The following is a 23,279-nucleotide window of genomic DNA, read 5'->3' as shown; positions in this document are numbered from 1 at the left end:
GTCAACGCACCTCATAGCCGTATGCGCGAATGATCCTCATCGCTTCCGGCGATTTTAGAAAGGTCAGCCAGGCCCGTGCGGCGGTGTTTTTATTACCGTTTTTGAGCAGGATGACCTGCTGATCGATAGGGGAATAATAGGATTTCGGCACAACCCAGCGCGACCCTGCCTTTGTGCGATGGACTTGGGACGAAGCCACAAACCCAAGCTCCGCCGATCTGGTCGAGACGAAGTTGTAGGTCTGCGCGATCGACGTACCCTTGACGATTTTGGGGGCTGCCGCTTCATAAACGCCTAGTTTTTTGAGCGTCTCAAGGGCGGCCACCCCATAAGGCGCTGTGCCAGGGTCTGCGATGGCCAGTTTAGTAAATTGGCCGCTTTTGAGGATCGCCCCTTTGGCATCGATCAGTTTCGGATCGGCGCTCCATAGTACCAGCGCCCCGTAAGCATAGACAAAGCGCGTACCCTTTACCCCCAGACCTTCGGCTTCGGCTCTGATGGGCCGTTCGGCATCTGCGGACATAAAGACCTCATAGGGCGCGCCGTTCATGATCTGGGTATAGAACTGACCTGACGGCCCAAAGCTCAAACTCGCCTCATGGCCGGTGCGCGCCTTGAATGCGGCGGCTACGTCCTTAGCGGGCTCCGTGAAGTTGGCGGCGACCGCCACCTTGACCTCACCGGCATGACTGGGGACCGCCATAGGCAGGAACATCATCAGGCAAAGTAACTGGCGCAAAAACATGGACATCCCCAATATAGGCATTTCAAACTTTACGACCCGACCGGATTCAGAGCAACCTTTATCGATTTTGTGCGCCGCAATAAGGTGGATGGTTTGCAGGGGTATTTTAAACAATGCACGCCAATTAACTCCAAAAAAATCATTATTTTATAAAAAGGTACGTGAATTCGGTCCTGTGGCGGCATTATTCGCCATCGGGTTATTTTCTGAGTTGATGAATTCAACTTATGGATTTTATTTGGAGCCAGAATGTTCCGCGTTATTTCCTGCCTGACCGACCAGCATGATTGGGTTTTGGTGGCCTTGGCCGCCATCGTCTGCATTGTGTCGTCATTTGCCGCTGTGAACCTCATGCACCGCGCCACGGCCACCGATGGCAAAGCGCGCCTGAAATGGCTAATGACCGCGGGTCTTGCGACTGGATTTGGTATCTGGGCCACCCACTTTATCGCCATGCTGGCCTATGATCCGGGGGTGTCCACGGGCTATGATCTCAATCTGACGATCCTGTCTCTGGTGATGGCGATCATCGTGACGGGCGCAGGGATCGCCTTGGCGGTGACCGCGGATTTCAAGGGCGCGCAGGCCAGCGGCGGGGCATTAGTCGGGGCGGGTATCGGTTGCATGCACTATATGGGCATGACGGCGATGCAAATGCCGGGCTATATTTCCTGGCAACTGGATCTGGTTCTGGCCTCGATCGTTCTGGGCATGGCGTTTGGGGCCGTGGCCTTGATGGTAGCGGCGCGCGCCAAGACATGGAAAAGTATTACGGCGGCGACGGGGCTTTTGGTGCTGGCGATTGTCTCCCACCACTTTACCGCCATGGGTGGGGTAGTCATTACCCCCGATCCGGCGCGGGTTATTGGCGGTCTGATACTCAAACCGGACAGCATGTCGCTGGCGATTGCGGTGGCGGCTGTGTCGGTTCTGGCTGTGTGTTTGTCGGCCGTGGTCATGGGGCGCAGGCTTGATGCCGCTGTGGCCGAGTCTGAGCGTACTTTTAAAATTCTGGTCGAAGGCGTAACCGATTTTGCCATCTACATGCTGGATGAGCATGGCCACATAAATAACTGGAACGCTGGGGCCCAGAAAATCAAAGGGTTTAGCGCCTCAGAGGTCGTGGGAAAGCATTTCTCGTGTTTTTATCCCCAAGATCGCCGCGAAAGCGGGGCACCGGAACACGCTCTGGCGACGGCGCTGGCGAGCGGACGTTACGAAGAAGAAGGCCTTCGGTTGCGCAAAGGCGGCGAGACGTTCTGGGCCCATGTTACCATCACGCCCGTGCGCGATGATAACAACACCCTGCTCGGTTTTGCCAAGATTACGCGCGATGTCACGGCGCGCAAAACTGACCATGAGCATCTGCTGAATTTGTCGGGTAATCTCGACATGGCCCTTACCCACATGTCGCAGGGGTTGTGCCTGTTCGATAAGAATGAGCGACTGGTCCTTAGTAATCAGCGCTTTACCGAAATGTTCAACCTGCCCCCGGAAGCGGTGTTTGAAGGCGTCAGTTTTCGTCAGTTGATCGAGCAAGGGCTAACCGCCCGCGACGGCGTCATACCGGATAAGACAACGGTGCGTGAAGCCTACGCCAAGCACAAGGCCCTGCTTTATACGGCGGGTGGTGGAACTCTGGTGGTCGATGCGTCGCAAAATACCGTCATTGCGATGATCTATCGCCCTATGCCGCACGGCGGTTGGGTGGCGACCTATACCGATATTACGGCTCAGCGTCGCGATGAGGCCCGGATTGCGCATATGGCCCGTCATGATGGCCTGACCGGTATGCCTAATCGTGAACATTTTACCGACTACCTTGATCAGGAACTGGCATGGGCGCGCAGGCATAATGCCAAACTGGCGGTAATTGCCATTGACCTTGATCGCTTTAAGGAGATCAACGACACCCGCGGACATGCCGCCGGCGATGAGGTGCTTAAAATCATGTCAGCCCGTATGCAGGGCGTTTTGCAGGGCGATGAATTTGTCGCCCGTTTTGGCGGTGATGAATTCTCTGCGGCGAAACGATTTGAACATGAGGCGGAACTGACCGACTTTATCGAACGCCTGTCAGGGGCTATAAGCCAAACCATCGATCTTGATGGTTTTGAACTGACGCCGGAAGGCAGCCTTGGGGTCGCCATCTTCCCACAGGATGCCGATAAACGCGACCCGTTGATGAATAATGCTGATCTGGCGCTGTACCGCGCCAAGGCCAGCCACGGCGAGGGGTTCTGTTTTTACGAAGCCCGCATGGATGAAGCGGCCCGCGACAGACGCGCCATCGCCAAGGACCTGTGGGAAGCCATCAAGAACGACGAATTCCAAGTGTACTACCAGATCCAAAAATCGGTCTCAACCGGTGAAACGACGGGCTATGAGGCCCTGCTGCGCTGGATACACCCCATGCGCGGGTTCGTCTCTCCGGTCGATTTCATACCTGTCGCTGAAGAATGTGGTGCGATCCTTGATATCGGTGAGTGGGTCCTGGAGACCGCCTGCCGTGAAGCCGCAAGCTGGGATAATGACGCCAGGATCGCGGTCAATCTGTCGCCGGTTCAGTTAGGCAATGTCAATCTGGTGCAGGTGGTGCATGAGATTCTTATCAAGACTGGACTGTCGCCCAAACGGCTTGAGCTTGAAATCACCGAGTCGACCATTATTGGCGATAAGGTGCGGGCGCTGCATATTCTGCGTCAGATCAAGGCGCTGGGGGTGACGATTGCCATTGATGATTTCGGCACCGGCTATTCGTCGCTCGATACGCTCAATTCCTTCCCGTTTGACAAGATTAAGATCGACCGGTCGTTCCTGATGGAAGCCGAACAAAGCCCGCAGTCGCTGGCGATCATCAAGGCGATTCTGGCACTCGGCAAAAGCCTGAACGTGCCAGTGCTGGCCGAAGGGGTTGAGACCGAGACCCAGCTTAACCTGCTGCGCTCAGAGGGTTGCGATGAGGCGCAGGGCTATCTGCTGGGTCGTCCGGCACCTATGTCCGGTGAGGATATCAGAAAAACGTCTAGCGAAGAGATTCGAAGAGCGAAATCGGCTTAGGTTTTGGCTGTGGTGGCGGCCTGTATCAGGCCGTCAATGCCGCGGTCCAGCGTAGTCAGCGACTTAGCAAAGCATAGTCGCAGGATCGGTAGTTCGCGGCCCGTCGGGCAAAAGGCCTGAAGCGGGATAGTCGCCACGCCGCCGGTCTCTAAGGCGTGGTGGGCAAAGGCCAGCCCGTCCATCCTAAGGTTCAGCGGCGTCAGGTCGATGTTCAGGAAATAACTCCCGTCAGAAGGTAAAATCTCAAACCCGGCATCACGGAGACGGATCGCCATATGATCGCGGGCAATGCGCAGTTCCTCCCGCGCCTCATCGAAACGCGCTGATGGCAGGCCAAGACCGTAAGCCACGCCATGTTGCAGGTTGGGCGGGGTTGAAAAGGTGATGAACTGATGGGCGCGGGCGACCTGATCGATCAGAGCTTGCGGCCCGCACACAAAGCCGACTTTCCAGCCGGTAAGGGCAAACAGCTTGCCCGCCGATCCGATTTTCATGGCCCGGTCTTTGAGGCTGTCGATATGCAGGACGCTGAGGTGAGGTTGGTCAAACACTACGTTTTCCCACACCTCGTCACTGATGACGACGGCATTATATTGCGCACAAAACCGTCCAAGGCTTTCCAGTTCATCCCGCGTCAAGGCGTGGGTCGTTGGGTTGTTGGGCGTGGTGATCATGACCAGCTTAGTGCGGTTCGAAAAGACAGCTTTCAGATCGTCGTCGTCAAAGCGCCAATGCGGCGGCTTAAGCGGCACAATCTTAGGCACGCCGCCCGCGCGCTCAATCAGCGGGATATAGGCATCGTACATCGGCTCAAACACCACCACCTCATCGCCGGGCGTGATGAGCGACAACAGGGCGGCGCAGATTGCTTCCGTCGCCCCGGAGGTAATCAGCACGTTGGCTGTATCAAGATTCAGGTTCTGAGCGCGGCCATAAAACGCCGCGACCGCGTGGCGCAAATCCACTAAGCCGCACATTGGCGGATACTGGTTTGACTGGTGGATCAGCGCGTCTGCCGCGGCCCGGCGGACATCTTCAAATCCGTCGCTTTCCGGAAAGCCCTGCCCCAGATTGACGGCCCCAAGTTCCCGCGCGCGCAAAGACATGGTTTCAAAAATCGAGGTTTTCAGATCACGAAAGATGGGGTTCATACGGGCTCCGGCAGGCAAGCGCATTCCGAAAAGTGTGAAGCGGTTTTCGGAAAAAAATGCGCGTTAAACAAAAAAAACTAGAGCAAAATTACAATCCATTGGTCGTAATTTTGCTCAAGCGCTTACGCTGTTTTTATTTATAGGCCTACGTTATTTTAAAGTGTTAAATTTTACCGCATCGATGGGGTGTTGGTAACTTTTTGCTAACCCTTTTTTAGTCAGTATCGGCCCTTCATAAAGGGTCTTTACAACATGCTCGCGCGTTTTAAAACAAAACCCGCCGAGATCAGCTTACGCGACGTCGGTCACAGCGATCTCAATGTCTTTTTTGCGCAGCAGCAGGATGCCGAGGCCAATCATATGGCCGCCTTCACGCCGCGCAATCCGTCCGACCGTATTGCGTTTGATAAGTTCTGGACTCACATCCGCACTGACCCGACCATCCTTCGCCGCACCATTCTTTGGGAAGGCCAGATCGCGGGCAGCATCGTCAGCTTCGACTGCATGGGCGTGCGCTGCGTCGGTTATTGGCTGGGGCGGGAGTTTTGGGGCCACGGGATTGCGACCGAGGCTTTAGTGCAGTTCCTAGAGATCGAGCCGAAACGCCCGCTGTTTGCGCGCATCGCCTTTGACAATCTGGCCTCTCAGCGCGTGCTCGAAAAATGCGGGTTTAGCCTGATCGGTCATGACCGCTATTACGCCGAAGCGCGCAAGACAGCGATCCGCGAAAACGTCCTGCGGCTTACCTGAATATCCATACCATCAGGGCCGTGACGGCAATCAAAGCGACCGATAGGATGCGGTAGTTCTGCCAAAACGGCACGAACTTAAGCGCCAGGGTTTCCCGTTGCCACAGATCGCCGGAGAAGGTCAGCGGGTTGACGGGCTCAGCCTCGGGTGGGGCGGTCATCAGACTGGCGATGGCGGTCGCAATCAAGCTTACCGCAAAGATCACGAAGGCTGATTTCAGGAAGTGCAGATCAATGGTGTGAATGATTTCCACGCCGATGAAAAACACCACGCTCAATAGTGTGCCGAGGATCAGTCCCGCTTTCGCGCCCGCGTCATTGGCCCGTCGCCAGAACAGGCCTGCAAAAAATACCGCGGCGACCGGCGGCACGAAATAGCTTAAAATCGCCTGCAAATATTGCCACAGACTGTCGCGCATGGCCCCGATCATCGGCACCCACAACATCGACAGCAGCATGAGGATAACGACCGTGATCCGGCCCGCACGGATCAGGGCGGTATCGCTCATATCCGGCCGGAACCTTCTCACAAAATCCATGGTGACCAAAGTCGAGGCCGCATTATAATTGGCCGCCAGCGTCGAGATGATGGTGGCCAGAAAGGCGGCGATCAGTATGCCCAAAATGCCGGTCGGCAGCAATGTCAGGATCAGGCTGGGGAAGACCTGATCGGGGCGCGCAAGGTTCGGGAAAATCAGCAAGGCCGCGACACCGGGGATACACAACAAAAACAAAGAACTGAGTTTCAGCAACCCCGCAAACAGGCCGCCCCAGCGCCCGTGATCGAGCGACCGGGCCGCCAGCATCCGCTGCACCATGAACTGATTGGTACACCAGAAATAAAAGCCGATGATCAGCCCGCCGGTCACCAGCCCCGTCCACGGCATGACCGGATCGCTGTCGGGCCGGATCAGGCTGAGGTGCTCAGGCGGCACGCCGTTTTTAATCGCCTCCCATCCGCCCGCAGCGTTCACCGTCAATACCGCCACAATCACGCCGCCGATCAGCAGAATCACCGCCTGAATGGCTTCGGTCACCATGACGGCGCGCAGGCCGCCGATGATCAGGAATATGCCCGCACACAGGGCCAGCACGCACGATATCTGCCACAGGGCAACACCGGGCAACAGGATTTGCAAAAGCACCCCGCCCGCGAACAAAGCCCCCGCCGTATCGGCCAGTACGCACAGGAAAATGGTTAGACCCGACAGGTAAGTGCGCGCAAATTGCGAATAGCGCCGCTCAAGGAACTCCGGCACGGTGAACACATTCGAGGACAGATAGGTCGGCAGCACAAACGCGCAAAACAGCGGCAGGACCAGCGTGCCCATCCACTCATAATTATGGACATTAATCCCGTGCGCATAGGCTGATCCGGGCAGGCCAATCATGCCGACGGCGGTCATGTTGGAGGCAAACAGCGCAAAACCGATCATGTACCAGGGGGCCGAGCGGCCTACCAGAAAATGATCGCGGGCCTTGTCGGGATTTAGCGCGCCGGTGCGGGCCATCAGCGCCAACGTGACCAGCCCGATAAGATAGGCCGCGATGATAACACCGTCGACCCAAGATAACTGAAACCCTGCCATATTGTCCCTGCGGTTTTTTCAGGGAACATGACAGGGTTTGGGGCTGTGCGCTAGTTGTCAGAATGGAAACGACGCACCACGACAATGCCCCAGCGATAGGCCATGTCTTTGTTTTCTCGCGCTTGAATGAGCGGGCTGTCGGCGACATCACCGAGCGCTTTTTCCGCGTTCACAAAGGTGCCTATGCCGTATTGCTTGATGGGGGTCATCATCAGAAACGCTACGCCCACGTTCTGCACCCCGCCACCCAGATTATAGGGGGCAATGCCGGTGGCGGCGGATTCTTCCGGGTCGATGCCGAAAAAGGCCTGATTGGTTTTTTTATCACCACCGCGCACATAGGCCAGGCTTTGCAGCAGACCGATCTTGGTGATGTCCTGCCGGGAGGCCGACACCTGCCAGGCCGACCCTTCGGATTGGCCGCTGATGTCCTGACCGATCCGGCCGCCGATCGAGACATTATCGAGCACCCGCACATAGGCATAGGTGGCCGTGTCCCAGCCACGATCCGGCAGGACGAGGCCCTCAACATTTGATTGTCCGGCATAGCGTGGGCGCAACTGAAACCCGACGCGGACCTTGTCGCGCAAAATGGCATTATAGCCCAGCCCATCAAGGCCGTTGGCATAGAGGCGGTTTTTATAGTTGAATGACCCCCAGGCGGTGATGCGCACCTGGTTGGGGTCTTTGCCACTGGGGCTGAAGCCATAGACCGGGCCCGCGCCGACATCGAGCGTCCAGGTTTTGGGCGCTTCGACGGCCTTAAACGGCTGGGCCTGAGCGTGGGCCATTTGAGCTGTGGTCATCACGGCCAGAGAGGTCATCAGGGCGGCGGCAGTTTTCAACATGGTCGTGTCTTTCCTTGAGCGCTGGCACCCACATAGGATGTTACCCGGACAGATCAACCCTTAGCACCTGCAAAAACAAAGTATCTATAGGTTTTGCAGTGCAAATTTGATTGCTTGCCCGCCGCCGGGGGCGAGGTTCAGGGCAATAGTGTCGCGGGCCGTCAGGGTATGTGTCTCGATGACATAGTGATGGCGGGTATCGGTGCGGTAGTCGGTATCGTCCGCGTCCCGGTAGATGGTCGCTTCGTAGTTTGTGCCCGCATCCAGAAAATCGAGAGACACGTCCAACTGACGCGGCTGTTCATTGGTCGCCGCGCCCAGATACCAGTCATCCGATCCGCGGTCTTTACGGGCTATGGTTACAAACTCCCCAACCTCGCCGTTCAGCACGCGGGTGTCGGCCCAGTCGGTCGGCACGTCCTTGATGAATTGAAACGCCTCCAAGTGCTGCTGATAGTTCTCAATTGTATCGGCGGCCATCTGCACTGGCGAATAGATAACCACATAAAGCGCCAGTTGCTTGGCCACGGTCGAATTGAGCGGCTGATTCACCCCTTCCAAACTCAAAATCCCCGGCGTGAAATCCATCGGCCCGGATAGCAGGCGCGTGAACACCAGATTAAGCTCATGCTCCGGCGGATTGGGCGGGTTGCCCCAGGCGTTATATTCCATGCCGCGCGCGCCTTCGCGGGCAACCCAGTTGGGATGGGTGCGGCGCAGGCCGGTATCTTTGATCGGCTCATGTGCGTTGATACTGATCTGGCGTTTGGCGGCCTCGGTGACGACTTTCAAATGATGGCGCGACGCGGCTTGACCGTCATGCCAGGCGTAGTGGTCGCGGCCATGATCATCAACCGTGCGGAACCCGCCTGCATCTGACACATAGCCGGTCTTGACGGAGTCGATGCCCAGCCGCTGATAAAGGTCTAGGGCGGCCTCAAGCTGGGATTCATAAAGCGCGGCATTGCCCGCCGTTTCGTGGTGGCCGACGATGCGCACACCTTTGGATTTGGCGTAGGCGCAGACGGCCTCCAGATCGAAATCGGGATAGGCGGTAGTGAAATCAAAGGTGCTGCCGTCCGCAAACCATTCCGCGTCCCAGCCGGTGTTCCAGCCTTCGATCAGCACGCCGCGAATGCCGTGCTCGGCGGCAAAATCTATATAGGCCTTCGCGCGCTGCGTGGTGGCGCCGTGCTTTTCACCTGATCCCCACGTCGCCAGTCCTAAGTGCATTTCCCACCAGATACCAATGAATTTGTGCGGTACGACCCATGACACGTCGCCCAGCGCATTGGGTTCATTGAGATTGAGGATAAGGTCGTTTTCAACAAGCCCGCCCGCGTTACCCGCGATCTGCACCGTCCGCCACGGAGTATCAAACGGAGCCTGACGCACCACCTTTGGGCCAATGCCGGACGGCGACAGATTGGCCTTTAAGACCTGCCCGGTCGACCGCCGAAGCCACATGGCCGAATAGTCAACGAGCGCGGCTTCGTGTAGGGCCATATGCAGGCCAGATGCGGTGCGCAGCGTAATCGGGGTGTGGGCCTGTGAGACCTCGGCCAGCGGGGTTTTATTGTAAAGATACTCGTATCGGCTCCATTCCCCCGCCGGAATCCACCAGGCGGTGGCCGGTTCGGTAATGGCAAATTCGGTCTGTTCCTCAACGATATTGACGGTTTTTAGCTGAGGCTGGTCGGGGAATTCATAGCGAAAACCAAAGCCGTTATCGAACAGTCGGAACACCACAGTAATTTTGCGCAAAAGCCGGTTGCGCTCGGTCAGGTCGATGCGCAGTTCGGTATAGTGATTGCGTACAAACTGCCGCTCCCCCCACGGTAGTTCCCAGGTCTCATCGTGCTGGGATTGTGATTGGCCGGTCAGGGTCAGGTTGCGCTCCCACTTCGGCTGATCGGCAAACAGAAACCCCAGTTTCGACGGAGAAATGATCTCCTCACCAAAGCGCGTAATGGCATAGGTGGCGTGGCCTTCGTTGCCTATGCGGATTTGAACCGTGATTGAGCCGTCGGGTGAGGCGGCCTGCGCCACCACCTCACCGGCGCGCGCCGACGGAACGGCAAAGGCGGTAGTGGCGGTGGGGGTGGCAGAGCCGGTCATGAGCGGCCACCGGCATCAGAGCGCAGGGCCAGCCCCAGCTTGCGCACATCCTGCCCCAAGGCCATGACCTGCTCGACACTCATCCCCATCGTCTCCAGCATATTGTGCGGGATGCAGACGGCTTTTTGCTTCAACGCCTTGCCCGCGTCGGTCAAGGTGATGCGCATCACCCGCTCATCGTTGAGGTCACGGGCGCGGTTGATGTAGCCAGTCGCCTGCAAGCGCTTAAGCAGCGGCGTCAGGGTGCCGCTGTCAAGAAACAAGGGCTTGCCCAACTCGCTGACCGACTGATCATCCTTTTCCCACAACAGCAACATCACCAGGTACTGCGGATAGGTGAGATTAAGCGGGTCCAGATGCGGCTTATAGGCGGCCGCAAAAGCATGGGCGGTCGAATGGACGGCAAAACAAATCTGGTTATGCAGCCACAATTCAGGGGTTTCGGACATCTCTGACATTTTTTATCCTTTAATATCAGATGGGTAGCATATTTTTGTAAAAAAATCAATTAAATTGCACGCAATACAATTGACAAAACATTGTGCACAATTTAATTATCAACCATCGAATTTGAACGACTGGCTTTGTTTCATAATTCGCAACACTGAATTACAAATTTCATCACTTTTGCGAACGGATGGCTTCCGTTAGCTTTAATTCACAAACCGGAGAAACCCACATGACTACTAAGATCAATGCACTCTATACCGCCCATGCCCGCGCCACCGGCGGCCGCGAAGGCACCGGCTCCACTGACGACGGCAAGGTTTCCGTCAAGCTGTCGACCCCAAAGGAACTGGGCGGCGCTGGCGGTGACGGCACCAATCCTGAGCAATTGTTCGGTATCGGCTATGCCGCCTGTTTTATTGGTGCCCTGAAATTCGTTGGTGGCCGCGATAAGGTCACGGTCCCTGCTGACACGGCCATCGACTCATCGGTCGGTATCGGTCAGATCCCCGGCGGGTTCGGCCTTGAAGTCACCTTGAAGATTTCCCTGCCGGGCGTTGAGGCCGAAGCGGCCGATCGCCTGATCGCGGAGGCCCATAAAGTCTGTCCGTACTCCAACGCCACACGCGGCAATATCGAAGTGACTTTGATCCGCGCTTAATTATGCGTCACTTAAGATGGCCTGATCAGCAGGGGGCTTTCCTTGTCGATCAGGCCGTTTTCGCGTGCTACCAGTGTCGGGATCAGGATCTGGCCCGTCACATTGGTGGCCGTGCGTACCATGTCGATAATGCGGTCAATCGCCGCCAAAAGCGCCAGACCTTCCAGCGGCAGTCCGGCGGCAGTCAGGGTAAGCGTCAGCATGACCGTGGCCACACCCGGCACGCCTGCGGTCGCCAGTGACCCCAGTATCGAGCTGATATAGATGATCACGATATGAGCGGGTGTCAGATCAATCCCGAAATAGTTGGCGGTGAAGATCGAGGCGATGGCCGGGTAAATCGCGCCGCAGCCATCCATCTTCATATTGGCCCCCAGCGGTACGGCAAAGCCCGCATAGGACGGCGAGAGTTTGAGATTATTGATCGCTGAATTGAGCGACACCGGCAGGGTGCCGAGCGACGAGCAGGTAAAAAACGCCGTCTGCTGGGCCTGAAATACGCCTTTGTAAAACCCGCTGACCCGCAGGCCATGCAGCTTGAGCAATATGGGATAGATCACAAACACATGGATCAGGCAGGCCAGATAGATCGCGCCGATAAAGCCCAATAAGGGCGTCAGGCTTTCCAGCCCATATGAGCCAACCACAGAGCCAATCAGGCCGAACACCCCGATGGGTGTCAGTCGGATAACCCAGCGGGTGATCTGAAACATGACCTGCGAACCCTGCTCGACGATGCGGCTTAAGGATTCGGTTTTATCACGCAAAGCCGCAAGGGCCGCGCCGACAATGATAGCGACAAACACAACGCTCAACACCTGCCCCTCGGCGAAGGCGTCGATGATATTGGTGGGGACTATGCCTAAGAACACATCGACGACCGGCGGGATGTCCTTGGGCTTAAGCTCGGCCAACGGCAGGCCGGTCAGGCCGAGCCCAGGCTGAAACAAGTGGCCGATCCCAAGCCCCAGCGTGACCGCCAGCGCCGAGGTGATCATGAACCAGAGGATCGTCTGCACACCTAATTTAACCGCCTTGCCGCCGTCCTGATGGCCGAGTTTGGCAATCGATGAGGCGATGGTGAAAAACACCAACGGCACGATCAGCATCTTGATCAGCCGTAAAAACAGATCGCCGATCGGCTCAACATAGGGCACGGCCCGTTCGCCAAAGATCACCCCCACGGCAATACCGGCGACAAGGCCAATCACGGTGCGCAGCCAGAATGGGATTTTATTAAGCAGGCTGAGCATGGACATTACCAAGGGACTGAGGACGTCAGAGATATATGGGCCAAACCCTGACTGTCAAATAGAGGGTATTAGTCGCGGATTTGCGGAGGCTATAGATTTCCTAACACATTGGTTTTAATTGCGATGACGATAAAAACTCATCCCTAGGCTCAGAAAATGTCAACAATCACGGGGGCTTCGCCTGACGCTCAAGTTAAAACCTTGAGGCGGCGCAGATTCTGGCTTATGGAACCTAAAGTTCACTCACGGCGTCCATACTCAGATAATGTTGTCCCAGCGAGCCAAATACACCATCCGCGCCATGCAGGAATTGGCCAAGGCGCCGGCGGGTGAAACCTTGCAGGCCGGGGAACTGGCCGAGCGCATCAAGGCGCCGCTGCATTTCCTTGAAGGCATATTGCTGGAATTGCGCCGCGAAGGGCTGCTGATTTCGCGTCGCGGACGTTCCGGCGGCTATGCCTTGGCTAAGCCCGCCGATCTGATTTCCATTGCTGATCTAATCCGTCTGGTCGACGGACCGCTGGCGCTGACGACCTGCGCCAGCCGCACCGCCTATGCGGAGTGCGAGGATTGCCCGACCCCCGAAGATTGCCAGTTGCGCAATATTCTGGTCTCTGCCCGTGACGCGGTGGCGCGCGTGCTAGAAGGGGCAACGATTGCTCGGCCCATACCGAATTTACCTGTATCATAAGTTTCATTAGGGTCTGCCTATGTTAAGCGTTCTCGATATCTTCAAGATCGGCATCGGCCCCTCCAGTTCACACACCGTTGGCCCCATGCGCATCTCCACGCGCGCGCTGGCGGATGCGGCGGCGGCTGGTGTGCTTAGCAAAGCGGCCCGCGTGCGTATCGAGCTTCAGGGCTCACTGGCCCTGACCGGCATAGGCCACGGCTCAGATAAGGCGGCGGTGCTTGGGCTATTGGGCGCGGAACCCGATACGGTCGATCCCGACTGGGCCGAAGCGACCTTTCTTCAGCTTAAAACCGCCACCGAAATCGCCCTGCACAATGGGCCGGTGGTGCCGTTCAATTTCCGCCAAGATGTCGATTTTCGCGGCGATATAGTCCCGCGCCTGCACCCCAACGGCCTGTGTGTGCGACTTTACGATGCGGTCGGCGTGGTGATTTTCGAGCGCACCTTCTATTCGGTCGGCGGCGGGTTTATCGCCTCAAGTGAGCAGTTATCGCGGCCCCCTGAAAACGACCTGATCGGGATTGCGGGTAAGGGCGCTTTGCCGTTTGGCTCGGCGGCGCAATTGCTGGAACATTGCGCGCAGCATGGCATCAATGTCTATGACGTGGTGTTGGTCAACGAAGATGCCAAACGTCCACGCGCTGAGACCGATGCCGGGCTTAAGCGCATCTGGGACGCTATGGACGGGTCGATTGATCGGGGATTGCGGATTGAAGGTATTTTGCCGGGGGGCCTGAGTGTGCGCAGGCGCGCCTCAAGCCTTTATGAGACCTTGACGAGTGAGAGCCATAATCAGGAATCTGAGCGGCTGTTTGACTGGCTCAACGTGTTTGCGATGGCGGTGAACGAGGAAAACGCCGCCGGAGGCCGGGTGGTCACGGCCCCTACTAATGGCGCGGCGGGGATTATCCCGGCCCTGATCCGCTATTACTGCGCGCAAGATGGCTGGATCGATGAGGATACGAAGGCGGACGGTAAGATCGGGCGGTTCCTGCTGACGGCGGCGGGGATCGGCATGATATATAAGCAGCGCGCGTCGTTATCCGGTGCTGAAATGGGCTGTCAGGGTGAGGTCGGGGTCGCCTGTTCCATGGGGGCGGCGGGGCTGTGCGCGGTATGGGGCGGCACGGCGGCCCAGATCGAACACGCGGCTGAGATCGGCATGGAGCATAATCTGGGCCTGACCTGCGATCCGGTCGGCGGCCTGGTGCAGATCCCGTGCATTGAACGCAATGCCATCGGCGCGGTTAAGGCCGCCAATGCCGCGCGCCTGTCCTTGCGCGACCATAGCGAACATAAGGTTACGCTCGATCAGGTCATCGAGACCATGCGCCAGACCGGCCTCGATATGTCGTCAAAATATAAGGAAACCTCACAAGGCGGCCTGGCCGTCAATGTGGTCGAGTGTTAGCGCGAAGCCAATTCATTTTGCTTTTGATTTCTGCCAGCGCTCGCGAATATCATCAAGGAATGTATTGGCTTCCGCAGGTGATGTGAAAATTCGCTTTGGGATCAGTATGGATGAGTATCGATCTGGGAATACAAAGATCACCTTTTTAGATTCAGTAACATTATGCAAGCTGCTCCATTTGTAACGAACTTCCTGATCCATCAGGGATGAAATCAACTGATCATCTGTCAGGCTTACATGCATTGCTCCTTTGGCAAAGTGTGTTGTTTTGAACGTCAACAAACCCGAGGCCATACATAAGACTTGAGTTATAAAGGCAGCGGCTATCAAAACTAAGATAAATACTAAAAAACTTAAAACCAAACGTATTCCGAAATTCAGATCGCTAGCTACTGAATAGCTGATGGCAGCCACTCCCAGCGGTAGCGGCAAAAAAATAAGCCATGACGTCCACTTCCTGTAATAACGTAAGACAAATACCAACTGGAAATGCGCATATTCCTGGAAGGTAATTTTGTAAGGGGGAAGGGACATGCTCTGGCTCATACCCTTTTTATGGTTGTGCCTCTTGGAAAAGGCAAGGGCTCGTTTGGTAGTTATGTAAGACTGTAGCGCCTAAAAGCTACGGTTTAATATAACCACTATCGCTTAACCAGTCGCGCAACCGCGCGGGCCAGTCATGGACGGATTTAAGCGATGACCGGTCACCCATATTAAAGGCATGGCTGCCGCGGGCGAAATAATGCAGCTCAACCGGCACATCGTAGGGTGAATAAAGATCAAGCAGGGTGTTGAAGGTTTTAACCGGGCCTTTGTCATCATAGGCAGTCAGAAGAAACGCGGGCGGCGGGGCGGTATCAAGCTTTGTGGGCAACCCCAGCGGACCGGAATAGATTTCGATAATGAAATCGGGCCGGGCGCTGATCCGCTCCACCGGATCGGCGGCTTTAAGATTGCCGTAAAAGCCTGAAAAACTGACCATGTGGACCAGTTCGCCCCCGGCGGAAAAGCCCATTACCCCGATGCGGTTGGGATCAATGCCGTAGTCCGTGGCATGGGCGCGGACATAGCGGATGACGCGCCTCAGATCCGCCGCCCCATGGGCCTCTATGTCGTAGTCAGCTTTGCCGTTGTCTTCGCGCCCCAGCCGGTATTTCAACGCAAAGGCGGTGACGCCCAGCCCTTGCAGATATTTGGCGGGCTTAATCCCTTCGGAATTGAACACCAGATTTTCATGGCCGCCGCCGGGGACGACAATGATGGCGGTGCGGCTATGGTGGGCCGGATCGGGGGCATAGACTGTGACCGAAGGATTATGGACGCCGCGCACCCACCAGTCGGCGGCTTTTTCGGGCTCGTCTTTCAGGGCTTCAAATCCCGGCGCGCCGTTTGACCATAGATGGGTGACGGTTTGGGCCTGCGCGCTTAAGGCAAGGCCCGCCCACAGGGCGAACGCGATGGCGGTTCTGAACATGAATTAAGCTCCCCGAATTATAGTTTTGGGGCAGCCTAAATCTATAAACAGACCTTAAGCAAGGGTTTCGGTAGCAGCGTGGGTAGTGTCGTAGTCGGCGGCGACGCGCATTTCGCGGATCGGGCGGACGATATCGATCGATTGCTGATAGAGCGGATCGGCTTTGTAGGCATCAAGCGCGGCCTGATCGGCAAATTCGCCGTAAACCACCACATCGACGACATTCCCCAACTGATCGACCTTTTCATTGAGGGCGATCTCAAGCTTAGAAGCATGAGGAATCTGGGTGAGGATACTCAAACCCTTTTGGACCGTCAGACGGTCGATCCCGTCCTTACAGCTAAACATGACTATATGTCTGATCATGGCTGAGGTCATAGAATCTTGAGCGCCTGAAAACAAGAGGCCTATCCCCTAAAGCAAAGCCTTTTTACGGGTGGCGTTGATCAGGTGTGCGGCGGCAAGCATGAGCGCACCCACTATGCTCAGTGGCGCTTCATAAGGCAGGAGCGGCGGATAAAAGGCCGCGATCCCCAGCAGGAAAATGCCCAGTCCGCCAAAGCCGGAGATGCGGTAATCGCGCCAGCCGCCGGAGCGCCAGAAAGCCCAGACGCTTAACGGGGCCGCAATCAGCACCAGTACCTGATGGATCAGCTCGCTTTCGCTGAACTGACCAAACACCGGCAGGCCCGCCGCCAGAACCGGCAGGATCAGGCAGTGCGCCAGACACAGGCCCGACAGGCCGATGGAAGCGGCGTCCAGCATCTGCGTCGTCGGTTTGTGAAAATGGCTCTGACCCATGAGGGAGGTGTTTCCTTGACTTGTTTTTCTGGCGCGCATCTTTGTCCAAAAACCGCAGTACACTTTTTGGGATGCGCTCCGTACCGATGCACATATGTTATAGCATAACTTTTTTCAAGGGCGCGGGCGTCCTTTGTTTGTGTTATATTATAACATTTTCTTGATGTCCAGACCTAAAAGCAAGCTGTGCGATTACCGAGCCGGTTCGATATGAACCACCTTATAGCCCTTGTCTTTCAGGGTTTTCAGGATCAGCGGCATGGCCTGAGCGGTAACCTCTTGTGCATCGTGCAGCAAAATAATGCCGCCCTTGCCCTCCAGATTTTTCATCAGCCGGTCAGTGACCGTTTGGGGCGTCTCATCGGGGAGCCAGTCATCGGCGGCGGCATCGATCGAAAAGACCGTGTAGCCGCTGACCTTGAGCGCGTTCATCAGATCCGGCGTCTCCCCCAGGTATGGAAACCGGTAAAATGGCGCGGCCTTAGCCCCCAGAACCTTGGCCGCTGCATCGCGGGTGGCATCAAAGTCCTTGATCTGATCAGCGGGCGGTAATTGATTCATGGCGTCGTGCTTATAGCTGTGCAAACCGACGCTGTGGCCGTCTGCGACCACCTGCCGGGCCAGATCGGGATAGGCGGTCAGATTATTGCCCTGCATGAAAAATGTCGCCTTGACGCACTGGTCTTTTAACGCCGCCAGCACGCGCGGCGTCGTTTCCGGGCGCGGGCCGTCGTCAAAGGTAATAACGGCTTCATCTTTCGCCAGGGCTAAAGGGCCATGCTGGGCGGTGCCATAGGCCTGCCCTTTATAGCCTGAGATGTTAAGCGTGCGGGCGGTGCCCATCGCATCAGTCCCGCAGGCATAGGCGTGGCTCGCGCTGGCCATCAGCACAGCGCTGAGCGCTAAAACCGAGCATTTCATTAGACTTCCCCGTTTTATTTTTATGTGGTCATCTTTATGCCCGCAAAGGCCCCTAACGACCAGAGGGAGCTGTGAAAAATTTGGGTCGGTTGACTTGGAAGCCCTGCCCTTTACAACCGTACTATAGATGTGAGGGAACGGAATGCGCGCGATCCTGCTGGCCCTGATGGCCGTTTTGACTATCATGGTGCCTGCCGCTGAGGCGCGTCAGACGTCTTCGCTCAATGCGGGCTGGCTGTTCAAGCGCGAGGACATTCCCGCCGCGTCAGCTGCCGGGTTTGACGATAAAACATGGCTTAAGGTCACCTTGCCAAACACTTTCAATGCCGGTGATGGCGCCGATGGCGGCAGTTATTACCGCGGGCCCGGGTGGTATCGCAGAGCGCTTGATCTCAAAGCCCTGACCGCGCGCGACCGGCTCTATCTGCAATTTGATGGGGCGGCACTGGTCACCGAAGTATGGGTCAATGGCGTGCGCATCGGCCGTCATGATGGCGGCTATTCGACCTTCCGGTTTGATATCACGCCGGCGGTTAAGGCGGGCTCTAACCTGATTGCGGTGCGGGTCGATAATGCCGCCTGGCCGCACATCGCGCCGCTGGGCGGGGATTTCACTATCTTCGGTGGGCTCTATCGCGGCGTGTCACTGATACAAACAAGCGATGCCGGATTTGACCTGCTTGATCATGGATCGCCGGGGGTGGCGGTGACCGCCACGCTCAATACGCGGCGTGAAGCGGAATTGAACATCGTCACAAGCTTACGCAACAGCCGCAAAGGCACGGCCAATCTGACCATCCGCACCCGCGTCTTCAGCGAAGGCCGTGAGGTGCTGGCGCTATCCAAAGGTGCGCGCCTGCGGGCAGGACAGGCCCTGCAACTAACCCAGGCAGGCATCATCGTCAGGCCCAGACTGTGGAATGGCCGCGTCGATCCGCACCTCTATAATGTCGTCACCGAAGTGTCCGAAGATCGCGGCCTGCTCGATCGGGTCGTGACTCCGTTCGGGGTGCGCACGGTTGAATTTGACGCCAACCGCGGCCTGCTGCTCAACGGTCAGCCCTATGCGGTGCATGGTGTTAATCTTCACGCCAGCCGCGCCGGTGTCGGGGCTGCCATGAGCAACACCGACATTTCCGAAGACTTTGATATGCTGGATGAACTGGGCGTGACCGGGGTGCGGCTGGTTCATTATCCCCACGCTCAACGCGCCTATGAGGAGGCCGACCGGCGCGGGATTTTGATCCTGACCGAGGTTCCGATCAACAGCTTGGTGGCCGACACCCAAGCCTTCCGCGCCAATGCCGCTCAGCAGGTGCGTGAGTTGATTCGCCAGAATATCAACCATCCCAGCGTCATCGCCTGGGGGATTGGCAATGAGGTCTATGCGACCGAATCCCATGTGGCCAACATCCTGATGGAGCTGAATAATGTCGCCATCGAAGAAGACGACAGCCGCCCGACGATCTATGCCCACTGCTGTCAGGCCGATAATGACCCCAAGGCGATGCAAAGCCAGTTGATCGGCTTTAACCGCTATTTCGGCTGGTATGCTGATGACTTTGCGAAAATGGGCACCTGGGCCGATGGGTTCCACAAGGCTTTTCCGGAAAAGCCGTTCGCGGTTACCGAATATGGCGCGGGCGGCAGTGCTTCGCATCAGCAGTATCCGGCAGGGCGGACGGACCCCAGCTCCGGCTGGCACCCTGAGCAGTATCAGACCCTGTACCACGAAGCGAACTGGGCCGAATTGTCGCGTCGGCCGTTCATTTGGGGCAAGTTCGTCTGGCAGGGCTTTGATGCCGCCTCCGATGGCCGCAACGAAGGCGAGCAGGCGGGCATCAACGATAAGGGCCTGATCACCTATGATCGCCGGATCAAGAAGGATGGGTTTTACTTCTATAAAGCCCAGTGGTCGCAGGCCCCGCTGGTCTATATTACCTCACGCCGCTATACGGATCGCAAAATCGCCTCGACCGATGTTAAGGTCTATAGCAATCAGCCAAGTGTGACCCTGAAACTCAACGGCGCGGTCATCGGCACCCAAAAGCCGGTGGGTGGGATCGTGATTTTCAAATCCGTCATCCTTAAGGAAGGCATTAACGAAGTCACGGCTGAAAGCCCCAGGACCTCCGATAAGGTCGTGTGGCGGTTATCGGTGCCGGTGCCGTCGCTGGTACGGGCCGACCGGCCCTAAACCGTAAGCGGGTTACTTTAAAGTGCCTGCTTGCGCGGGAGAAGTCCGCGCCCATATGTGCGGAAACGAAAGGCTCATCCATGACCGATAAACCTCAAACCCTGCGCATCGATATCTGGTCGGATATCATCTGTCCGTTCTGCTGGATCGGTAAGCGCCAGTTCGAGATCGCTCTGAAAGATTTCGCGGGCCGCGATCAGGTTGAGGTCCATTATCATGCCTTTCGCTTGTCGCCCGATCAGCCGGTGACGCCGGTCAAAGACATGCTGCAACTGAAATACCGCATGACCCCGGAGCAGGTCGCTCAAAATCAGGCGCGGGTGGTTCAGATGGCGGCCAGCGTTGGCCTTGATTATCATCTGGAAAGTACCCTCAACGGCGATACGCTCAAGGCTCACCGCCTGATCAAACTGGCCGAAGATCACGGTCTGGCGGCCGAGATGATTGAGCGGCTTTACCGCGCCAATTTTACAGAAGAACAGTCGCTGTTTGACGATGCGGTGCTGGTGACTCTGGCCGCAGGGGTCGGGCTTGAGGCGGAGGCCGTGACCGCCTTTCTGAAAACCGACCGCTATGCCGATACGGTGCGCGAGGAACAGGAGTTTATTACATCCAAAGGGGCGCAGGGCGTGCCATTCTTTGTGCTCAATAACCGTTATGCTCTGTCCGGGGCGCAACCGCCGGAAGCTTTTACGCAGGCGCTGAATTCCGCATGGAAAGACATCGCGCCTCAGACCGCGGAGGGCGAAGCCTGCGGGCCGGACGGTTGTGCGATATAGTCTGGACAAGTCAGCTTACAGCCTGTAATCAGATAGCCATGACCAAGACCGCTTTCATCGTAGCCGCCGCGATTATTATCATCACCGAACCGGTGGTGGGATAGCGCGCGTCTGAGGTCAGAACCGTCGCCAACCCGCCCAGGAGGCGGGTTTTTTTATGCCGGGCTTCCTGAGTACCAATCTACTTAAAGGAGCCACCATGTCGCTAAATTCCCAGCCGAAACTTTACATGCTGTGCGGCAAGATCGCCGCCGGTAAATCGACCCTGTCGACGAAGCTTGCCACCCGGCTTCATACGGTGGCGATCAGCGAAGACGCCTGGCTGGCGCGGCTCTATAAGAGCCAGATCTCAAGCCTTGATGACTATGTGTTCTATTCGGCCAAGCTGCGTGACGTGGTCGGCCCCCATGTCGAGGATATGCTGCGGGCGGGGCTGTCGGTTGTGCTCGATTTTCCGGCCAATACCCGCACTCAGCGCCGCTGGATGCGCCAGCTTTGCGTCAATGCCAATGCCGGTCACGAACTGCATTTTCTCGACACGCCTGATGAGGTCTGCCGCCAGCGCCTGAAAGCCCGTAACCTCAGCGGCGCGCACAACTTCGCCGCCACCAGCCGCGATTTCGGCATCGTCAGCGGCTTTTTTGAACCCCCTCACGCCGATGAAGGCTTTGAGGTGATCCGGCATGAACTGATGGCGTTGGCGTGAAGGTGTCAATTCAGTGGACGACGCAGGGCCGGGTATGTATCGTTCCGGCGTTTTACCACTAAGGGGGATGATGTCCATGAAGCTTCACGGCATTGCGATAATTCTGGGTCTGATGACGGCCTCTCCGGGGTGGGCTCAAACCGCGTCGGAGACTAAGCCTGCAGAGGAGGCCAAGGCTCAGGACGGCACCCAGTCCTCGCAGTGGATGAGCGATGTCAAAGGCGACAATCTGCAATCGGCAGTCATGACGCCCATGACCGATCTGAACCTGCGTAAGCTGGAGATACCGGAGATTCTGCTCAAAGCCTCGGCCAATGCCTATGACCTGACCGGCATGGACACATGTCAGGCTTTAGAGGCCGAGATCAGCCAGTTGAGCGATGTTCTGGGCATTGATTTTGACGCTCCCGCTCTGACGGATGGACGCAGCCTGACGGATAAGGCCAAGCATCTGGCCGGACATGCCACGGTCGGGGCGGTACGTGACGCCAGCGGCAGCCTTGTGCCCTTCCGCGGCATCGTGCGTAAGGTGTCGGGCGCGGATAAATACCAGAACGAGATCGACACGGCGATTGAAGCCGGGCGTGTGCGCCGCGCCTATCTTAAAGGGGTCGGCATCACCAAAAACTGCGCCCCGCCTGCCGCACCACTTTGGTTCGTTCCGGAAAAGGCCGCCGCTAAATCTGCACCTAAGTCCAAAGCTAAAGCCAAGCGCTAATCATTTCGCTTGCGATGGCCGTGGCAGGCGGTAGTCTCATGCCTTCAGACATAAGGGATGCTGTCATGACACTTACCAAGGTCATCAAACTTGCCGGATTGGGTGTGGCGCTGGTAGCCCTGACCGCTGCCGAAAAACCCGCGCTGTCGCCGCAGGAAATCGTCGATGCCGCTCCGCCGACCGCGTGGAAGGACATCCCGGCCAGCGACATGGTCGTAATCCGTTTTAAAGACGGCACGTCATCGGTTCTGCAACTGGCACCGGAGTTCGCGCCGGTTCATGTGGCCAACATCAAGACTCTGGTGAAAACCGGCTGGTTGAATAGCGCCGCCCTGATCCGCGTGCAGGATAACTATGTCACCCAGTGGGGCTATCCCGATGCCGAAGAAGCGCCGCTGCCCGCCGGCGTGATCAAGACCCCGCCTGCCGAATATGAACACGCTCCGTCAAAAAATTTCAAGCCTCTGACCTATAAGGATAGCTTCGCCGCCGAGGTCGGTCATGTCGCGTCCTGGCCGGTGGCGACGGATGGCCAAAGCCAGTGGCTGACCCATTGCTACGGCATGATCGGTGTGGCGCGCGATGTGGCCCCCGATACCGGTTCAGGCAGCCAGCTTTATGCGGTCATCGGTCAGGCCCCGCGCGCGCTTGACCGCAATGTGACGCTGGTCGGCCGGGTGATCGCGGGGATGGAAAACCTCAGTGCCCGCCCGCGCGGCAGCGAAGAGTTGGGCTTTTATAAAACCCCACCCGAAGAGGGCCAGTTTACGTCTGTATCTCTGGTCAGCGACCTGCCCGAAGCCGAGCGCCCAAGGTTTCAGGTCATGGATACCGACAGTGCGACCTTCGCCGACTGGGTTAAGGCGCGCGCCAATCGCTCAGGCACATTCTTTGTGAAATCGGCCGGGGCGATAGACATCTGCAACGCTACCGCCCCGATCCGCAAGGTTCCGTAAG

The 23,279-nt window shown here is 57.1% G+C and carries 23 protein-coding genes; 11 read left to right on the top strand and 12 right to left on the bottom strand.

Features of this window, described 5'->3' with window-relative positions; translation table 11 throughout:
• Nucleotide 1: 1 nt before the first annotated feature.
• A complete protein-coding gene (gene modA / locus OVA03_RS09320; protein WP_420710422.1) occupies nt 2–745 on the bottom strand; it encodes a molybdate ABC transporter substrate-binding protein in 744 nt (247 codons plus the stop codon).
• On the opposite strand from modA, the gene OVA03_RS09315 reads away from it, so the two are divergent.
• Both OVA03_RS09315 and OVA03_RS09310 read left to right on the top strand, forming a co-directional pair.
• Nucleotides 744–1,019: a hypothetical protein gene (locus OVA03_RS09315; RefSeq protein WP_267523942.1), complete on the top strand. Its 276-nt coding sequence runs from the start codon at nt 744–746 to the stop codon at nt 1,017–1,019. The genes modA and OVA03_RS09315 overlap by 2 nt on opposite strands.
• Nucleotides 995–3,805, top strand: coding sequence for an EAL domain-containing protein (locus OVA03_RS09310; protein WP_267523941.1), 2,811 nt, complete (start codon nt 995–997; stop codon nt 3,803–3,805). The genes OVA03_RS09315 and OVA03_RS09310 overlap by 25 nt, the downstream gene beginning before the upstream one ends.
• On the opposite strand, the gene OVA03_RS09305 is transcribed toward OVA03_RS09310, so the two are convergent.
• On the bottom strand, nt 3,802–4,956 hold the full coding sequence (locus OVA03_RS09305) for an aminotransferase (protein WP_267523939.1): 1,155 nt from the start codon (nt 4,954–4,956) through the stop codon (nt 3,802–3,804). The two genes, OVA03_RS09310 and OVA03_RS09305, sit on opposite strands and share 4 nt — an antisense overlap.
• A gap of 252 nt (nt 4,957–5,208) precedes the next feature.
• Between OVA03_RS09305 and OVA03_RS09300 the strand changes: the two genes are divergently transcribed.
• On the top strand, nt 5,209–5,706 hold the full coding sequence (locus tag OVA03_RS09300; RefSeq protein WP_267523937.1) for a GNAT family N-acetyltransferase: 498 nt from the start codon (nt 5,209–5,211) through the stop codon (nt 5,704–5,706).
• On the opposite strand, the gene OVA03_RS09295 is transcribed toward OVA03_RS09300, so the two are convergent.
• The 4 genes from OVA03_RS09295 to OVA03_RS09280 all read right to left on the bottom strand — a co-directional run bounded on the left by OVA03_RS09295 (nt 5,699) and on the right by OVA03_RS09280 (nt 10,718).
• Nucleotides 5,699–7,294, bottom strand: a complete 1,596-nt coding sequence (locus OVA03_RS09295; RefSeq protein ID WP_267523935.1) for a sodium:solute symporter — start codon at nt 7,292–7,294, stop codon at nt 5,699–5,701. The two genes, OVA03_RS09300 and OVA03_RS09295, sit on opposite strands and share 8 nt — an antisense overlap.
• A 50-nt stretch (nt 7,295–7,344) precedes the next feature.
• Entirely contained in the window at nt 7,345–8,142 is a 798-nt protein-coding gene (locus OVA03_RS09290; protein WP_267523933.1) for a MipA/OmpV family protein, read from the bottom strand.
• A gap of 84 nt (nt 8,143–8,226) precedes the next feature.
• Nucleotides 8,227–10,260 carry a glycoside hydrolase family 97 protein gene (locus tag OVA03_RS09285; RefSeq protein ID WP_267523931.1) on the bottom strand — a complete coding sequence of 678 codons (2,034 nt, stop codon included), beginning with the start codon at nt 10,258–10,260 and terminating at the stop codon, nt 8,227–8,229.
• Complete coding sequence (locus OVA03_RS09280; RefSeq protein ID WP_267523929.1) at nt 10,257–10,718, bottom strand: MarR family winged helix-turn-helix transcriptional regulator; 462 nt, start codon at nt 10,716–10,718, stop codon at nt 10,257–10,259. The genes OVA03_RS09285 and OVA03_RS09280 overlap by 4 nt, the downstream gene beginning before the upstream one ends.
• A gap of 221 nt (nt 10,719–10,939) precedes the next feature.
• Here OVA03_RS09280 and OVA03_RS09275 point away from each other — a divergent pair, with 221 nt between their 5' ends.
• Complete coding sequence (locus OVA03_RS09275) at nt 10,940–11,368, top strand: organic hydroperoxide resistance protein (RefSeq protein WP_267523927.1); 429 nt, start codon at nt 10,940–10,942, stop codon at nt 11,366–11,368.
• Nucleotides 11,369–11,379: 11 nt separating this feature from the next.
• Here OVA03_RS09275 and OVA03_RS09270 read toward each other — a convergent pair whose 3' ends face one another.
• Nucleotides 11,380–12,621 (bottom strand): dicarboxylate/amino acid:cation symporter, encoded by a 1,242-nt coding sequence (locus tag OVA03_RS09270; RefSeq protein WP_267523925.1) that lies wholly within the window; start codon nt 12,619–12,621, stop codon nt 11,380–11,382.
• Nucleotides 12,622–12,886: 265 nt separating this feature from the next.
• Here OVA03_RS09270 and OVA03_RS09265 point away from each other — a divergent pair, with 265 nt between their 5' ends.
• Together OVA03_RS09265 and OVA03_RS09260 are read left to right on the top strand one after the other, a co-directional pair.
• Nucleotides 12,887–13,312 carry an RrF2 family transcriptional regulator gene (locus OVA03_RS09265; RefSeq protein WP_189485310.1) on the top strand — a complete coding sequence of 142 codons (426 nt, stop codon included), beginning with the start codon at nt 12,887–12,889 and terminating at the stop codon, nt 13,310–13,312.
• A gap of 19 nt (nt 13,313–13,331) precedes the next feature.
• Nucleotides 13,332–14,726: an L-serine ammonia-lyase gene (locus OVA03_RS09260; RefSeq protein ID WP_267523922.1), complete on the top strand. Its 1,395-nt coding sequence runs from the start codon at nt 13,332–13,334 to the stop codon at nt 14,724–14,726.
• Nucleotides 14,727–14,738: 12 nt separating this feature from the next.
• Here OVA03_RS09260 and OVA03_RS09255 read toward each other — a convergent pair whose 3' ends face one another.
• The 5 genes from OVA03_RS09255 to OVA03_RS09235 form a co-directional block, all read right to left on the bottom strand.
• Nucleotides 14,739–15,260, bottom strand: a complete 522-nt coding sequence (locus OVA03_RS09255) for a YcxB family protein (RefSeq protein WP_267523920.1) — start codon at nt 15,258–15,260, stop codon at nt 14,739–14,741.
• An 88-nt stretch (nt 15,261–15,348) separates the two neighbouring features.
• The gene (locus tag OVA03_RS09250) at nt 15,349–16,200 is read right to left on the bottom strand and encodes an alpha/beta hydrolase (protein WP_267523918.1); all 852 of its coding nucleotides are present in this window, start codon (nt 16,198–16,200) and stop codon (nt 15,349–15,351) included.
• 54 nt (nt 16,201–16,254) lie between these two features.
• A complete protein-coding gene (locus tag OVA03_RS09245; protein ID WP_267523916.1) occupies nt 16,255–16,566 on the bottom strand; it encodes a Dabb family protein in 312 nt (103 codons plus the stop codon).
• A 48-nt stretch (nt 16,567–16,614) separates the two neighbouring features.
• Complete coding sequence (locus tag OVA03_RS09240; protein ID WP_267523915.1) at nt 16,615–17,001, bottom strand: MerC domain-containing protein; 387 nt, start codon at nt 16,999–17,001, stop codon at nt 16,615–16,617.
• A 192-nt stretch (nt 17,002–17,193) separates the two neighbouring features.
• Complete coding sequence (locus tag OVA03_RS09235) at nt 17,194–17,922, bottom strand: polysaccharide deacetylase family protein (protein WP_267523913.1); 729 nt, start codon at nt 17,920–17,922, stop codon at nt 17,194–17,196.
• A 142-nt stretch (nt 17,923–18,064) separates the two neighbouring features.
• Here OVA03_RS09235 and OVA03_RS09230 point away from each other — a divergent pair, with 142 nt between their 5' ends.
• The 5 genes from OVA03_RS09230 (at nt 18,065) to OVA03_RS09210 (ending at nt 23,278) form a co-directional block, all read left to right on the top strand.
• The gene (locus tag OVA03_RS09230) at nt 18,065–20,119 is read left to right on the top strand and encodes a glycoside hydrolase family 2 protein (protein WP_267523911.1); all 2,055 of its coding nucleotides are present in this window, start codon (nt 18,065–18,067) and stop codon (nt 20,117–20,119) included.
• A gap of 80 nt (nt 20,120–20,199) precedes the next feature.
• Nucleotides 20,200–20,898: a DsbA family oxidoreductase gene (locus OVA03_RS09225; RefSeq protein ID WP_267523909.1), complete on the top strand. Its 699-nt coding sequence runs from the start codon at nt 20,200–20,202 to the stop codon at nt 20,896–20,898.
• Nucleotides 20,899–21,097: 199 nt separating this feature from the next.
• Nucleotides 21,098–21,604 (top strand): AAA family ATPase, encoded by a 507-nt coding sequence (locus OVA03_RS09220; RefSeq protein ID WP_267523907.1) that lies wholly within the window; start codon nt 21,098–21,100, stop codon nt 21,602–21,604.
• Nucleotides 21,605–21,680: 76 nt separating this feature from the next.
• Complete coding sequence (locus OVA03_RS09215; RefSeq protein WP_267523905.1) at nt 21,681–22,322, top strand: hypothetical protein; 642 nt, start codon at nt 21,681–21,683, stop codon at nt 22,320–22,322.
• A gap of 65 nt (nt 22,323–22,387) precedes the next feature.
• Nucleotides 22,388–23,278: a peptidylprolyl isomerase gene (locus OVA03_RS09210; protein WP_267523903.1), complete on the top strand. Its 891-nt coding sequence runs from the start codon at nt 22,388–22,390 to the stop codon at nt 23,276–23,278.
• The last annotated feature ends 1 nt before the right edge of the window (nt 23,279 follow it).

The sequence above is a fragment of the Asticcacaulis sp. SL142 genome (genome assembly GCF_026625745.1).
Classification (GTDB): domain Bacteria; phylum Pseudomonadota; class Alphaproteobacteria; order Caulobacterales; family Caulobacteraceae; genus Asticcacaulis.
Note: the sequence above shows the minus strand (reverse complement) of the source record. Positions and strands in the feature narration are given on the sequence as shown.